This window comes from Clostridium vincentii (assembly GCF_002995745.1).
GTDB classification, from domain to species: domain Bacteria; phylum Bacillota; class Clostridia; order Clostridiales; family Clostridiaceae; genus Clostridium; species Clostridium vincentii.
This window is the reverse complement of the sequence record NZ_PVXQ01000013.1, coordinates 52,493-66,928: the sequence shown is the minus strand read 5'-3', so window position 1 is coordinate 66,928 and position 14,436 is coordinate 52,493. Positions and strand designations below refer to the sequence as shown.

The following is a 14,436-nucleotide window of genomic DNA, read 5'->3' as shown; positions in this document are numbered from 1 at the left end:
ATTATTACTTTAATTATAAAAGGAGAAATTTATATGAATAAAAAAATAATTCATTTTAAAAATACAATTACTAAGAAAAAGCTAATCATATTTTCAATATTATCAATACTAACATTAATATTGTTTTACTGTTTAGTATTAACCCCAGCCATTGGCAAAGCTGATAATGGTGATTTCGGTAGAATGTACAAGCTCTTTGGCCTCGCAGATATGGGATCTACCTATGAAGAACAATATGATTCCTACTTTCACCAAACATTCAAATTTATTAACATTGGATACTTAGCTCCCTGGTGGGAAAACTGGGTCATGGGTTGCTGGATTGGGAAAATAGCATTATTATTTAACCTCATCTTTAACTTCTCTAATTTAGGTTTATTTGATATTCGTTTCTTAGGAGCATTATATTCAATTATTTTTATTTTAGGAGTATATTTTATTTTAAAATATGATAAATTTTCTAATTTCGCCAGAATTGTTTGTGGAATATTTATTATTCTTTTCTTTACTGACGGAATTTATATTTCCTACTTTAATTCCTTCTTTGGGGAAGGGACAACCATCTCCTTCATTTTCTTAACTATAGGAAGCTTTTTATTTCTAATTAGCAGAAAGGAGCCTTTAAAGAAACATTTCATATTTTTCTTTATATCCTCTGCCTGTTTTTTAACATCTAAAACCCAACAATTACCTCTAATATTATTTATGTTGTTAATTTATATTGCTTTATATGTATTTTTCGAAAAATATAAAAAGCTAATTCTTACTTCAACAATCCTCGTTTTATCTTTATGTGGTTTAACCTTTATTTCTATAGGAGATTATACTAGTAAGAATAATATTTATCAATCAGTCTTCACTGGAATACTATATAATTCAGATTATCCTGAAAAAGATTTAGAAGATTTAGGTTTAAATCCTAAATTTGCTAGCAATACCAGTTCAGGGTTTTATGATAAAAGCTTAGAATATGACCCTCTAGGTGATGAAATGCTTGAAGAATTTTATCCAAATATCTCCTTAGGAAAAATACTTAAATTTTATATTACCCATCCTTCAAGAGCTTGGATAAATATCACTGCCTCTACGAATTATGCTTATTCCTTTTCCCCTATAGATTATCAGAATTATATAAAAGGAAGCACTTATGAAAATAAATTTATCAATACATTTAGATATAATTTAATAGTTAATCATTTAGATTTATATAGAAACATCTTTTTATATATTGGTTTTTCTTTGTCTTATCTAATTATTATTACAATCTATTTTCTTAAGACTAAAAAGAAAGAAGTTAAACTGCTATCTTTATTACTCCTATTTTTACTTGCTTCCGGTGCCTCTCAATTAGTACTTCCTCTACTCGGGTCCGGTTTTGCAGATGCTGGTAAACATTTATTCTCATTAAGCCTATCCTATGATATTCTTTTAGGGACTGTGATAGTATGGATTTGCAACTTAATTTCTAAATGGATTAAAAATAGGAAGTTATTGTAGTAATAATAACTTCTTATCCTTATATAAGCTTTTATTTACCATAAAACTTCTTCACTCTGTTCTTCCTGCTCGTGTATCTGCAGAAATATATTGGTATGTATTGGGCATTGAAATCCATTACCCAAATCATGCATTCTAACTAATTTTAAGGATTCATCATAACATCTACTGCAAAATGAGCCATCTTCTCCACTTTCTTTACACACATAATACATATTGTCTCTGAACCTAATGGTACATTTTACATAAATAGTAATTATTTTATTATTACTTGGCTTTTCTATATACAGAATAATTCCCTTATTCTCGTATCTAGATATCTTCTTTCATTTACTACTTCATTTTTCTGTCCAATCATATTTTCCATCAGGCAAATCTATTTCATGACCATTAATAATAACTGTATCCTTATCAGCCCAGCTAATCTCAGCTTTGTTAATATGATAATCATTATATATAGTTTCCTTCTTCTTACTACCACCAATATTCAAGTAACACACTACAGCCCAATCAGTAGTTGCTCCCCCATTAACAAGATAAGCCTGAATATCATATTTCCCATCAGAAGAAGATGATTCTGCAATAAACTCTTCACTTGATTTAAATAATTCATCTAAAGGTTCTATTATATATTTTTTCCCAATATATCCGCATAAGAAAATGCCACTTAACATTGCTATTATAATTACTAAAAAAGTTCTTTTTTTGATACTTTTTATTTTCTTTTCTGCTACTATGTCATCCTCCAAGTCTACCTTTTTGGAAGAGTCCAAGTTATGATTACCAATTCTCACTAAAGCTACCACCTTTAATAAAAAAGGTAGCCCTGACACATCTACTTTTAGATATATCATAGCTACCTTTTAAATATTTTTATTTAATTACATTTAGAAAATCTAGTTTGATTCAGATTATCACTTATTCCCATTCAATAGTAGAAGGTGGCTTAGAAGTAATGTCATAAACAATTCTGTTTACTCCCTTAACTTCATTAACAATCCTTCTGCTAACGATATCCAACACCTCATAAGGTATTCTAGCCCACTCTGAAGTCATTGCATCACTTGAAGTTACAGCTCTTAAAGCTACTGTGTGACAGTAAGTTCTTTCATCTCCCATAACTCCTACTGATTTTATGTTTGGAAGACAAGCAAAGTATTGCCATATCTTTTCATCAAGTCCAGCTTTAGCTATTTCATCTGTGAAAATAGCATCTGCTTCTCTAACTATTTCAAGCTTTTCGTCAGTTATCTCTCCAAGCACTCTTATAGCAAGACCTGGTCCTGGGAAAGGTTGTCTCCACACTAACTTATGTGCTATTCCTAATTCCTCTCCAACGGCTCTAACTTCATCCTTAAATAATTCTCTTAAAGGTTCTATAAGTTCAAATGTCATATCGTCAGGAAGTCCTCCAACATTGTGGTGAGACTTTATAGTTGCTGATGTTTTAGTTCCACTTTCAACTACGTCAGGATATATTGTTCCTTGAACAAGATAATCAATGTCTCCAACCTTGTTAGCTTCCTCTTCAAATACTCTTATAAATTCTTCTCCAATAATCTTTCTCTTAGTTTCAGGATCAGAAACTCCTGCAAGTTTACCTAAGAATCTATCTTGAACATTTACTCTAATTATGTTCATATCAAATTCTTTTTTAAATACTCTTTCAACAGTATCTCCTTCGTCCTTTCTTAATAAACCGTGGTCTACAAAGATACAAGTTAAGTTATGCCCTATAGCCTTATGTACTATCATTGCAGCAACTGATGAATCTACTCCACCAGATAAAGCACAAAGAACCTTCTTATCTCCAACTAATGCCTTTACTTCATTTATCTTTTCTTGTGCAAAATTAGCCATAGTCCAGCTATTGCCTAAAGCACAAATTTCATGAAGGAAGTTTTGAAGCATTTTTTGTCCAAAAGGTGTATGTTCAACTTCCGGATGGAATTGTACTCCGTATAAATTCTTCTGTACATTTTCCATTGCTGCTACTGGACAAGATTTATTATGACCTATTATTTTAAATCCTTCTGGAGCTTCTGCTATATAGTCAGTATGACTCATCCAGCAAATTTGCTTTTCATCTATACCCTTAAAAAGCTTTGATGAAGAATCTAAATTAACTTCAGTCTTCCCATATTCTCCAACTGGAGCTGTTGTAACTTTTCCACCTAGCAAATGACCCATTAATTGATCTCCATAACATATACCTAAAATTGGCACTCCAATTTTAAATATTTCTTTATCAATCCTTGGAGCATCTTCGCCATAGACACTGTGTTGTCCACCTGTGAATATTATTCCTTTTGGATTTTTTTCTTTTATTTGTTCTAATGTATGTGTGTATGGAATTATTTCGCAATAAATTCCGCATTCTCTTACTCTTCTTGCAATTAATTGATTATATTGACCACCAAAGTCAATAACTAGAACTAATTCTCTCTTCATGTTGTCCTCCAATAATTGTTTTTTATTTATTTATTATCTTATATTTCGAATCATTTTACAACAAATTATTGACTAACGCTATAATTTGGAGCTTCTTTAGTTATATTAACATCATGAGGATGACTTTCTCTAAGTCCCGCTGAAGTTTGAACTACAAATGTTGCTCTTTGATACAATGTCTCAAGATCCTTTGAACCAAGATATCCCATACCTGATCTTATTCCCCCTAGAAGTTGAAATATAGTATCAGTAATAGATCCCTTATAAGGTATTCTACCTTCAACGCCTTCTGGTACAAGTTTCTGATTTCCTTCTTGGAAATATCTATCCTTTGAACCACAAGCCATTGCTGCCAAGGATCCCATTCCTCTATAAACCTTATAACTTCTTCCTTGATATATTTCAATTTCTCCTGGTGCTTCTTCACACCCAGCAAGTAATGAACCCATCATACAAGCACTTGCTCCAGCTGCCAACGCCTTAACTATATCTCCAGAATATTTAATACCACCATCAGCTATAATTGGAACTCCATATCGTCTTCCAACTTCAACACAATCCATTACAGCAGTTAATTGAGGAACCCCAACACCTGCAACTACTCTTGTTGTACATATTGATCCTGGTCCTATACCTACCTTAACACAATCTGCTCCAGCCTTAATTAGATCCTCTGTAGCATGTGCTGTAGCAATATTACCAACTATAATTTGAAGTTCTGGATAGGCTGCTTTGATTGCAGAAACAGCATCGAGTACTCCCTTTGAATGTCCATGGGCAGTATCTAATGTTATTATGTCCACCTTAGATTTAACTAAAGCATCAACTCTTTCCATCATGTCTCCTGTAATTCCTACAGCTGCACCACAAAGTAGTCTGCCTTTATAATCCTTTGCTGCATTTGGAAATATTTTAGTCTTCTCAATGTCCTTTATAGTAATTAGGCCTTTTAGCATGCCGTCTTTATCTACTAAAGGAAGTTTTTCTATTTTATGAGTTTTTAATATTTCTTTAGCTTCTTCTAAAGTTGTATTTTCTGGAGCTGTAATCAAATTTATTTTTGTCATAACATCGTTAATTTTCTTTGTATAATCTGTTTCAAAAGTTGTATCTCTATTTGTTAAAATACCAACTAACTTTCCATCTACAGTTATTGGTACACCTGAAATTCTATATTGTCCCATTAAATATTCTGCATCAGCTAATGTATGTTCCGGTGATAGGAATATTGGATCTGTAATTACTCCATTTTCTTGTCTCTTTACTCTATCAACTTCCTTAGCTTGTTCTGCTATTGACATATTCTTATGTATAATTCCAAGTCCGCCTTCTCTAGCTATAGCTATAGCCATTTTTGACTCAGTAACTGTATCCATACTAGCACTTATTAAAGGCATATTTAAAGTTATGCTCTTTGTTAAATTCGTTTTTAAAGTTACCTCTCTTGGTAAAATTTCTGACTTGTTAGGTACTAGCAATACATCATCAAATGTATATGCTTGTTTTAATATTGTTGCCATTTTAACACACTCCCCCTTGACATATTTCATTCATTTAATTTTTTTTTGCAGGATTACATTCATTTTACGACTTATTTTTTTGTATAAAAAAAGCACATTAACTTACAAAAGTGAAGTTAATACGCAATAACATATGATAGATATTAGTATATTAATTCACTCATAGTCGGAAATTTACGGCTTCCGCTAGATACTCCCTGCCTTATCCAGGGGATATACGAGTTTTAAATGTGCATTTTATTAAATTAAACTTATTATAAGGTATCATAATATCAAAGTCAATAGACTTTGAAGGTAAAATTGCATTTTTATTCGCACTCCTTCGCCTATTAGAGCTCTATATCAATCATCAATATATTTTTCGCCCTACATATATTTAATAATATTAAGTATCTGTTTCTGAATCACTTATTTCACCATTATCATTTAGTACAAAACTCTTGTCTCCTTCTAACAGTTCTTTCATTTTACTATAGGTTATATCTCCCGTAATAGAATTAATTTTAGTACAATCCACTATCTCAGTTCCTATTTTACTTATTATATTAGTGAAGCTGGTTCCATCTGCTATAGGTGTAACTGCATTAATATTATATGTATCTACTGCCATCACCACTTGTCTTACTTCACTTAATGCTTTTATCTTTTTAGCTTCCTTTATATACCCTACAACTTTTGGAGTAAACACAGTAAATAATATAGAGATTATAGCAAGAACTGCTATTAATTCTACTAATGTAAATCCTCCTTTGGGTTTCTTTCCTTTTCTATTTGTTAGATTCATTAATTTAACCACCTTATAAGATTTTATTATATATTTGAATTATAACCATAATTCTACAATTATATAATCTTGTCCTATAAGGATTTATTGCATCAAAAAAGAGGCAAGAATAATTCTTGCCTCTTTACTTATTGTATTTTAGTACATTCCATCCATTCCTGGAGCTTGCATTGGAGCTTCCTTTTGCGGAATATCCACTACAGCAACTTCAGTTGTTAAGAATGTTGATGCTACTGATGCAGCATTTTGAAGTGCTGATCTTGTAACCTTAGTTGGGTCAACTATACCAGCTTTAATCATATTTTTATATTCTCCATTTAAAGCATCATATCCAATTCCAACTTCACTTCTTTTAACCTTTTCTACTATTACAGACGCTTCCACACCTGCATTAGTTGCAATTTGTCTCATTGGTTCTTCTAATGCTCTTACTATAATGCTTATACCTACTTGTATATCTGCAACATCGGAAGTTAACTTTGCAACTTCATTTATTACATTTATATAAGCAGTACCACCACCTGGCACTATACCTTCTTCAACAGCTGCCTTAGTTGCATTTAAAGCATCCTCTATTCTAAGCTTTCTTTCCTTAAGTTCAGTTTCAGTCGCTGCTCCAACCTTTACAACTGCAACTCCACCAGATAACTTAGCTAATCTTTCTTGAAGCTTCTCTTTATCAAATTCAGAAGTTGTTTCTTCTATTTGAGTTTTTATTTGTTGTACTCTATCTTTAATAGATTGAGAATTTCCCTTACCATTAACTATAGTAGTATTTTCCTTAGTAACCTTAACACTATCCGCTTGGCCTAGCATATCTAAAGTTACTTCCTTAAGATCTCTACCTAATTCTTCTGCAATTACTTGGCCTCCAGTTAACACAGCTATATCTTGAAGCATTTCTTTTCTTCTATCTCCAAAACCAGGTGCCTTAACTCCAACGCAGGTAAATGTTCCTCTTAACTTATTAACTATCAATGTAGCCATTGCTTCTGCTTCAACGTCTTCTGCTATGATTAACAACTTTTTACCAGCTTGAACTATTTGCTCAAGTATTGGTAATATTTCCTGTATGTTTGAAATCTTCTTGTCTGTAATTAATATATATGGATTATCTAAATTTGCTTCCATCTTTTCTGTATCAGTTGACATATAAGCTGATACATATCCTCTGTCAAATTGCATACCTTCAACTACATCTAGTTCAGTACCCATTGACTTAGATTCTTCTATTGTAATAACGCCTTCATTTCCAACTTTCTCCATAGCATCTGCAATTAACTTACCGATTTCTTCATCAGAGGCAGCAATAGCAGCTACTCTTGCTATATCTTCTTTACCAGATACAGGCTTAGATATGCTTTGAATTTCTTCAACAGCTTTTTTAACCGCCTTGTTAATTCCAGTTCTAATTAACATTGGATTAGCTCCTGCAGTAACATTCTTCAAACCTTCTCTAATAATAGCTTGAGCTAAAAGAGTAGCTGTAGTAGTCCCGTCCCCAGCAACATCATTTGTCTTTGTTGCAACTTCTTTAACTAATTGAGCTCCCATGTTTTCATATGGATCTTCCAATTCTATTTCTCTTGCTATTGAAACACCATCATTTGTGATTAGTGGTGTTCCAAACTTCTTATCAAGAACAACATTTCTTCCCTTAGGTCCTAAAGTCACCTTTACTGTATCTGCTAATTTATCTACGCCTATTTGCATAGCTCTTCTTGCTTCTTCACCAAATTTTAATATCTTTGCCATTTTTACTTCTCCTCCTATTCAACTATAGCTAATATATCTTCTTGCTTTAAGATAGTATACTCTTCTCCAGAAACTTTAACTTCAGTTCCTGCATACTTTGAATATAAAATTTTATCGCCAATCTTAACTTCCATTTCAATTCTCTTGCCATCTACAATAGCTCCAGGGCCTACAGCGATTACCTCTGCTTCCTGAGGTTGTTCTTTAGCCGCTCCTGTTAATACTATGCCGCTCTTTGTAGTTTCCTCTGCTTCTAATCTTTTAATTACTACTCTTTCTCCAAGTGGTTTAATATTCATTTTAAATCCTCCTTTATATATTTTTTATTGTACCCTATTTGTCCCAACTAGGTTTAAGTTAGGAATATTAATTTAAAAACTTATTCATAAGTTTTGTTAGCACTCGCTATTAAAGAGTGCTAATACAATTATCATATATCCTATACCCATAATATTCAAATATTACTTCTTATATTATTGCCCTGTATATCTTAATTATAACCCATTATCTCGATATAATTTTCATATGCTCATTTTCTCTTATTATTTCTAACTAATTCTATTTAAGACCACCTACCCTCTTTCTAAATTGCCCTGTAATTGTAGGTGCAACCATTGAGTATAATCTTTCTTTTAAGAATTGCAATAATATCTCCATTAATATTTTATTATTAGGTTGGTATTTTATTACTGCTATTTTCTTTAATCCCAAATATAAATCTTGTTATAGAGAAATTTTTTAATATTTCATTGGTATCTAAATTAAAAGTAATGAGATCCTAATTAAGGCATAATTCTATCTATATTTTTTGCTTCATACATTGAAATATCAGCACGTCTAACTAGATCATCTATATTCTTATCATTATTAAAATCTAAATTAGAAATTCCAACACTTACTGAAACATGGACTTTTTGTCCTTCTAATATTATATCTAATGATTTAACTCCGTCATTTATAGCTTTTGCTATTTTTAAAGCTAATTCATAATCTTCTTCTGGTAGAAACAAAATAAATTCATCTCCACCGTATCTTCCTACAATATTAGAATTATTAGCATTTTCTACTATACACCCTGCAATCTTTTGAAGAACTACATCCCCAAATGGATGTCCATATGTATCATTTATTTTTTTAAAATAATCCACATCTAATAAAAGCATTGATAGAGGTTTACGTCTTATTAATGCTTCTTTAAATATCGGTTCAGTAACCGCAAGAAAATATCCCCGATTATAAACCCCAGTCAACGAATCATAAGTTGCAAGCTTTCTTACCTCTTGAAAAAGAGCTACTCTGTCTGTAATATCTTCGAAACTCCCTTCATATTCTCTTAAAGTATAAGCAACATCATCAGTTTCCTTAAAACGGCATATAATATTTCCCCAAATTATTTTACCATCTTTTTTCTTTAACATTACTTCAGAGTTTTTTACTCCGGTATCTTTATTATCAAATAATTCTAAAAATTCATGACTATTTACAAAAAAGTATTTTAAATTATAGCTACTTAGCTTTTGCTTTTCATCAATGGAAAGCATATGAACCATAGCAGCATTTATTTTTAGTAATTTTCCATCTGAGTCTATTCTAAATAAACCAATTGGCATATTGCTAAATAATTGTTGTAGGCTAACCCTTGCTTTTTTTTCTCGTTCGGATAAACTTGTCGTCACTAGCGCTACCACATTAATAAAAAGTATTTGAAACAGTATTCTTTGAGCAAAAGGTGAAAATAATAAAAATTCATCCATAGCTTGTGATCCACTTACGACACTAGACATTATGGAAAATATAAGTCCCGGCACTTTTCCATGATATGAAGCAAATACTATTGAAACTACAAATGAGTAGGCTAAAATTTCTTTCCACATATTATCTTCAATATTTACTACCGCTATTGTTACTAAAATCCACCATATTGATATTAAGAAAATCTTAAACGTATTTTTATGCTCAACCCATTTTAAATCTACCATCTATTTACCTCATAGAACTTCTTTTTTAATAAATATCCTAAAAGTACAATAGCGAGAATATCAATTGTTGATTCTGCTATAACTCCTAAAAAAACCGGACCAAATTCATTTATATTAAATTTCATAAAACCCATTCTATAGAAAAATATTAAATTAAGGGTATGCCCCAAAAAAATAGATAATGAGGAAGTAAATTCTACTCCTTTTTTCCCAATAACTCCAGCAACATACCCCATAATAGAACATGGCAAAACCCCTGCGGCATCATACAACGATCCAAAAATCAAAGTAGATATACCAAGCCCTAATGCACCAGATATGAAACCAGATTTAGGTCCATAAAGAAAACCACAAAGTATAGGGAAAATCATATTTAAAGCAATGAAACTTTCTGGTACCATTGGATTAGGAACATTATTTAGAAAAATATTAGCAATTGGATAAAGAAAAATAAAAATCACTATACCAACTTGCCTTCTACTTATTTTTTTCATTACCATCTCTCCTTACGAAAAAATTTTTTTAAGCTTGTTATTATAGTAATAATAATTACAATATCAAAAGCAGCTTCCGATAGCAATGACAGTGCTATTACCGAAATTTTTTCACTCAAACTGCTTATAAGTCCAAGCCTAATAAAATACAAAATATTTAAACTATGCCCAATAATTATTGTTAATGAGGTAAGCAAAATATTTCTATTTTTCCCAACATAGCCTGCTGCGAAACCCATAATCATTATAGGTACCATGGCAGCAACAGTTATTGGACTCCCATTAATAAGTACATTTAATCCTACACCTATTCCACCTGTCATTGCCCCACTATATGGACCGAGCAAATAGCCTGCTACAACAGGTATAACCATACTAATAGCTATGAACCCATTAGGAACAGCTGGATTAGGTATATTATTAGAAAATAAATATAAAACATTATATAAACAGCTAAAACTAATAATATAAATCCAATTCTTATATTTTAACAACAACTATCTCACCTCTTTTTCATTCTTATGGAATTTTTATCCGCAAAAAAAGAGGGAAGATCCCTCTTTTTAATAAGTAAATCGAATCGTCATATGCTAATTTTGTTTTCCCTAGCATAATAGAACAGATATTGTTGTGCAAACCCTGATAAATTTCCAAATTTATTTCTTGCGAATATCCTTATCTTAATTAACGAAGCTTCCTCCGCATTATAAAAATGCATCATAGCTCTTTTTACCCATACATCCACAGGAAATGCTGAATACTTTTCCATAGAAAATAACATAACACAATCTGCTACTTTTGCTCCTACGCCTTTAAAGTTCTGTAGTTTAATATGACAATCATCATCATTAAGTAAAGCAATATTTTCTAAGCTATACTCTGGATTTTCTGCACAATTATTTATATTATATATAGTATCTAGTATGTACTTGCTTCTAAAAGAGGCTCCCGTTTCTTTTATTTCTTCTAGTGTTCCCACTTTAATTTCCTCTGCTGTTGGGAAAGTATAATATGTGGTGCCTTTATACTCTATAGCCTTTCCCCATTTTTCAGATATTTTCTTTATGCTTTTCATTATTGAAGGTATACTATTTCTAGCTGAAATAATAAAGCTAATTAAAATCTCAAAATATTGTTGATTTAATATTCTTATCCCATATCCATACTCAACGCTTTTCTTTAAGATTTCATCATTAGCTAACGCTTCTTTAACCTTACTATAATCTCTACCTAAATCAAAATATTCAAACCATATGTTTTTAAAATCCTCTTCATTGGTATTTAAAAAAGTAACATTATCTTCTTCTTGAATAACTTCAATTACCTTACCTTGAGCCACTCCAATATAGTCTAATTCTTCTGTTTTTTCCCATCTAAAGCATTGTCCACACTCTACTATTTGTTTTATATTAAAATTTCTTACACCTTCAAGTATTACCTTATCTTCTTTATAAATTACATTATTATAGTCCATATTTTCACCCTTTCCGCTCTAATTTAACTACTGTACACTATATATTATTTAATAATTAAAATTAATTATACCATAAAAAAAATGGGTGCTATGCACCCATTTTAAAGTTCTATTATTTTGCTGATAAATATTCATGTATCCCAACTGCAGCTTTTTTCCCTGCTCCCATTGCAAGTATAACTGTAGCAGCACCTGTTACAGCATCTCCTCCAGCAAATACTCCTTCTCTTGAAGTAAGGCCTGTCTCATCTGATGCGATAATACATTGTCTCTTATTTGTATCTAATCCCTTAGTTGTAGATGATATTAATGGATTTGGTGATGTACCAAGTGACATTATTACAGTATCTACATCTAATATAAATTCAGAACCTTCAATAACCATAGGACTTCTTCTTCCTGATTGATCTGGTTCTCCAAGTTCCATCTTCACACACTTCATTCCAGTAACCCAGCCCTTTTCATCATGAAGGATTTCAGTTGGATTAGTAAGAACATCAAAGATTACTCCCTCTTCCTTAGCATGATGAACTTCTTCTGCTCTTGCAGGAAGTTCTTCTTCCCCTCTTCTATAGACTATATGAGCCTCTGCCCCTAGTCTTAAAGCAGTTCTTGCAGCATCCATAGCAACATTTCCACCACCTACTACTGCAACCTTTTCTCCGGCACGAATAGGAGTTTTATATCCATCCTTGAAAGCCTTCATTAGGTTGTTTCTAGTTAAAAATTCATTAGCTGAGGAAACACCATTCGAACTCTCTCCGGGTATCCCCATAAATCTTGGAAGACCTGCTCCTGATCCTATGAAAACGGCTTTAAAATCTTCATCTTCAAATAACTGATCAATAGTAATAGTTCTACCAATAATAACATTAGTTTCTATCTTTACTCCAAGCTTCTTAACATTTTCCACTTCATTTTTAACTACAGTCTCTTTTGGTAATCTAAATTCAGGTATCCCATAAACTAAAACTCCGCCAGCCTCATGAAGCGCCTCAAATATAGTAACCTCATAGCCTAATTTAGCTAAGTCTCCAGCACATGAAAGTCCAGCAGGACCACTACCTACAACTGCTACGTTTTTACCATTCTTAGGTAAAGTTTGTGACAAATCAATATTATTTTCTCTAGACCAATCAGCCACAAATCTTTCTAGCTTACCTATTGAAATAGCTTCACCTTTAATTCCAAGTACACAAACACCTTCACATTGAGACTCTTGCGGACATACTCTACCACAAACAGCAGGTAATGCTGATGATTCAGCAATAATTCTAGCTGCTTCTTCATTATTCCCATTTTTAACTGCTTGAATAAATCTCGGAATTGATATACTAACAGGACAATCTCCTACACATCTAGGATTTTTGCAATTTAAGCATCTTGTAGCTTCTGCTATTGCCTCTTCATTGTTATAACCTAAACATACTTCTTCAAAATTAGTAGCCCTCACTTTTGGATCTTGTTCAGAAACTGGGACTTTTTTCATCTTATTCATTATTTGTCACCTCCGCAATTTCCGCAACCACCATGATGGGTACTTCCTTCTTTTTCTTTCAATATTGCTCTTCCCTCTTCCGTTTTGTAAACAGATTGCCTCTTCATAGCTTGATTAAAATCAACTAAATGTCCGTCGAATTCTGGTCCATCAACACAAGCAAATTTAATTTTCCCTCCAACAGATACCCTACAAGCGCCACACATACCTGTACCATCTACCATAATTGGGTTCATGCTTACTACAGTAGGTATATTTAATTCCTTAGTTAATAAGGTAACAAACTTCATCATAATCATCGGTCCAATTGCAACTACCAAGTCATATTTCTTGCCTTCCTTCTCAACTAAATCTCTCAACTTATCTGTAACTAATCCTTTATATCCTGATGATCCATCGTCAGTTGCTAAATAATAATTGTCTGCAACTGCCTTCATCTCATCTTGAAGAATAACTATATCCGTATTTCTTGCTCCCACAATAACATCTGCTTTAATTCCTTTAGAATTTAACCATTTAACTTGAGGGTATACTGGTGCAGTACCTACTCCACCTGCAACGAAAATTATTTTCTTTTTTGATAATTCCTCTAGGTCTTCATGAACAAATTCTGATGGCATTCCTAAAGGTCCTACAAAATCTTTAAAAGAATCTCCCTCTTCATACTTTATCATTTCTTCAGTAGACGCTCCCATTGCTTGGAAAACTATTGTAACCGTTCCCTTTTTTGGATCATAATCGCATATTGTTAAAGGGATTCTTTCCCCTCGTTCATCTAGTTTAACAATTATAAATTGTCCAGGATTTGCTGATCTAGCAACTCTTGGCGCTTCAATTTCCATTAGGTAAATATTATCTGTTAGTCTTTCTTTTTTTACTATTTTATACACTTTTTATCCCCCAGTTTGTTGCTTATTTCTTTAATTATACCTTAAATCAATGATTAGTTACAACCACAATTATTGTTATGTAGAAATATACCTT

Annotated in this window: 14 protein-coding genes and 1 riboswitch; of the genes, 1 reads left to right on the top strand and 13 read right to left on the bottom strand. The window is 32.1% G+C overall.

Going from position 1 to position 14,436, the window contains the following annotated elements:
• Nucleotides 1–33: 33 nt before the first annotated feature.
• Nucleotides 34–1,497, top strand: a complete 1,464-nt coding sequence (gene wsfD, locus CLVI_RS07750; protein WP_106059551.1) for a glycan biosynthesis hexose transferase WsfD — start codon at nt 34–36, stop codon at nt 1,495–1,497.
• Between the two features lie 35 nt (nt 1,498–1,532).
• Here the strand turns inward: wsfD and CLVI_RS17255 are convergent, their stop codons facing one another.
• The 13 genes from CLVI_RS17255 to CLVI_RS07690 form a co-directional block, all read right to left on the bottom strand.
• Nucleotides 1,533–1,712 carry a hypothetical protein gene (locus CLVI_RS17255; protein WP_146127312.1) on the bottom strand — a complete coding sequence of 60 codons (180 nt, stop codon included), beginning with the start codon at nt 1,710–1,712 and terminating at the stop codon, nt 1,533–1,535.
• A gap of 123 nt (nt 1,713–1,835) precedes the next feature.
• Nucleotides 1,836–2,291 carry a DUF5412 family protein gene (locus tag CLVI_RS07745; RefSeq protein WP_106059550.1) on the bottom strand — a complete coding sequence of 152 codons (456 nt, stop codon included), beginning with the start codon at nt 2,289–2,291 and terminating at the stop codon, nt 1,836–1,838.
• 124 nt (nt 2,292–2,415) lie between these two features.
• Complete coding sequence (guaA, locus tag CLVI_RS07740) at nt 2,416–3,948, bottom strand: glutamine-hydrolyzing GMP synthase (RefSeq protein WP_106059549.1); 1,533 nt, start codon at nt 3,946–3,948, stop codon at nt 2,416–2,418.
• 65 nt (nt 3,949–4,013) lie between these two features.
• Nucleotides 4,014–5,468: an IMP dehydrogenase gene (gene guaB / locus CLVI_RS07735; protein ID WP_106059548.1), complete on the bottom strand. Its 1,455-nt coding sequence runs from the start codon at nt 5,466–5,468 to the stop codon at nt 4,014–4,016.
• Nucleotides 5,469–5,611: 143 nt separating this feature from the next.
• A riboswitch (purine riboswitch) is annotated at nt 5,612–5,709 on the bottom strand.
• 144 nt (nt 5,710–5,853) lie between these two features.
• On the bottom strand, nt 5,854–6,252 hold the full coding sequence (locus CLVI_RS07730; RefSeq protein ID WP_106059547.1) for a type II secretion system protein: 399 nt from the start codon (nt 6,250–6,252) through the stop codon (nt 5,854–5,856).
• 138 nt (nt 6,253–6,390) lie between these two features.
• Nucleotides 6,391–8,007 carry a chaperonin GroEL gene (gene groL / locus CLVI_RS07725; RefSeq protein WP_106059546.1) on the bottom strand — a complete coding sequence of 539 codons (1,617 nt, stop codon included), beginning with the start codon at nt 8,005–8,007 and terminating at the stop codon, nt 6,391–6,393.
• A 14-nt stretch (nt 8,008–8,021) separates the two neighbouring features.
• Nucleotides 8,022–8,306, bottom strand: coding sequence for a co-chaperone GroES (groES, locus tag CLVI_RS07720; protein ID WP_106059545.1), 285 nt, complete (start codon nt 8,304–8,306; stop codon nt 8,022–8,024).
• Nucleotides 8,307–8,789: 483 nt separating this feature from the next.
• Entirely contained in the window at nt 8,790–9,986 is a 1,197-nt protein-coding gene (locus tag CLVI_RS07715) for a sensor domain-containing diguanylate cyclase (RefSeq protein ID WP_106059544.1), read from the bottom strand.
• Nucleotides 9,980–10,480: an ECF transporter S component gene (locus CLVI_RS07710; RefSeq protein ID WP_170065619.1), complete on the bottom strand. Its 501-nt coding sequence runs from the start codon at nt 10,478–10,480 to the stop codon at nt 9,980–9,982. The genes CLVI_RS07715 and CLVI_RS07710 overlap by 7 nt, the downstream gene beginning before the upstream one ends.
• Nucleotides 10,480–10,977, bottom strand: a complete 498-nt coding sequence (locus tag CLVI_RS07705; RefSeq protein ID WP_106059542.1) for an ECF transporter S component — start codon at nt 10,975–10,977, stop codon at nt 10,480–10,482. Before CLVI_RS07705 ends, CLVI_RS07710 begins: the two co-directional genes overlap by 1 nt.
• 86 nt (nt 10,978–11,063) lie before the next feature.
• Nucleotides 11,064–11,954 (bottom strand): DNA-3-methyladenine glycosylase family protein, encoded by an 891-nt coding sequence (locus CLVI_RS07700; RefSeq protein WP_106059541.1) that lies wholly within the window; start codon nt 11,952–11,954, stop codon nt 11,064–11,066.
• A gap of 112 nt (nt 11,955–12,066) precedes the next feature.
• Entirely contained in the window at nt 12,067–13,452 is a 1,386-nt protein-coding gene (gene gltA / locus CLVI_RS07695) for an NADPH-dependent glutamate synthase (protein WP_106059540.1), read from the bottom strand.
• A complete protein-coding gene (locus CLVI_RS07690; protein WP_106059539.1) occupies nt 13,452–14,342 on the bottom strand; it encodes a sulfide/dihydroorotate dehydrogenase-like FAD/NAD-binding protein in 891 nt (296 codons plus the stop codon). Before CLVI_RS07690 ends, gltA begins: the two co-directional genes overlap by 1 nt.
• Nucleotides 14,343–14,436 lie beyond the last annotated feature (94 nt).

What these genes read in the sequence shown, in the direction of transcription:
- guaB (WP_106059548.1), bottom strand. Translation starts at nt 5,468, where the DNA reads ATGGCAACAATATTAAAACAAGCATATACATTTGATGATGTATTGCTA.
- gltA (WP_106059540.1), bottom strand. Translation starts at nt 13,452, where the DNA reads ATGAATAAGATGAAAAAAGTCCCAGTTTCTGAACAAGATCCAAAAGTG.
- CLVI_RS07710 (WP_170065619.1), bottom strand. Translation starts at nt 10,480, where the DNA reads ATGAAAAAAATAAGTAGAAGGCAAGTTGGTATAGTGATTTTTATTTTT.
- guaA (WP_106059549.1), bottom strand. Translation starts at nt 3,948, where the DNA reads ATGAAGAGAGAATTAGTTCTAGTTATTGACTTTGGTGGTCAATATAAT.
- groES (WP_106059545.1), bottom strand. Translation starts at nt 8,306, where the DNA reads ATGAATATTAAACCACTTGGAGAAAGAGTAGTAATTAAAAGATTAGAA.
- wsfD (WP_106059551.1), top strand. Translation starts at nt 34, where the DNA reads ATGAATAAAAAAATAATTCATTTTAAAAATACAATTACTAAGAAAAAG.
- groL (WP_106059546.1), bottom strand. Translation starts at nt 8,007, where the DNA reads ATGGCAAAGATATTAAAATTTGGTGAAGAAGCAAGAAGAGCTATGCAA.
- CLVI_RS17255 (WP_146127312.1), bottom strand. Translation starts at nt 1,712, where the DNA reads ATGTATTATGTGTGTAAAGAAAGTGGAGAAGATGGCTCATTTTGCAGT.
- CLVI_RS07730 (WP_106059547.1), bottom strand. Translation starts at nt 6,252, where the DNA reads ATGAATCTAACAAATAGAAAAGGAAAGAAACCCAAAGGAGGATTTACA.
- CLVI_RS07700 (WP_106059541.1), bottom strand. Translation starts at nt 11,954, where the DNA reads ATGGACTATAATAATGTAATTTATAAAGAAGATAAGGTAATACTTGAA.
- CLVI_RS07715 (WP_106059544.1), bottom strand. Translation starts at nt 9,986, where the DNA reads ATGGTAGATTTAAAATGGGTTGAGCATAAAAATACGTTTAAGATTTTC.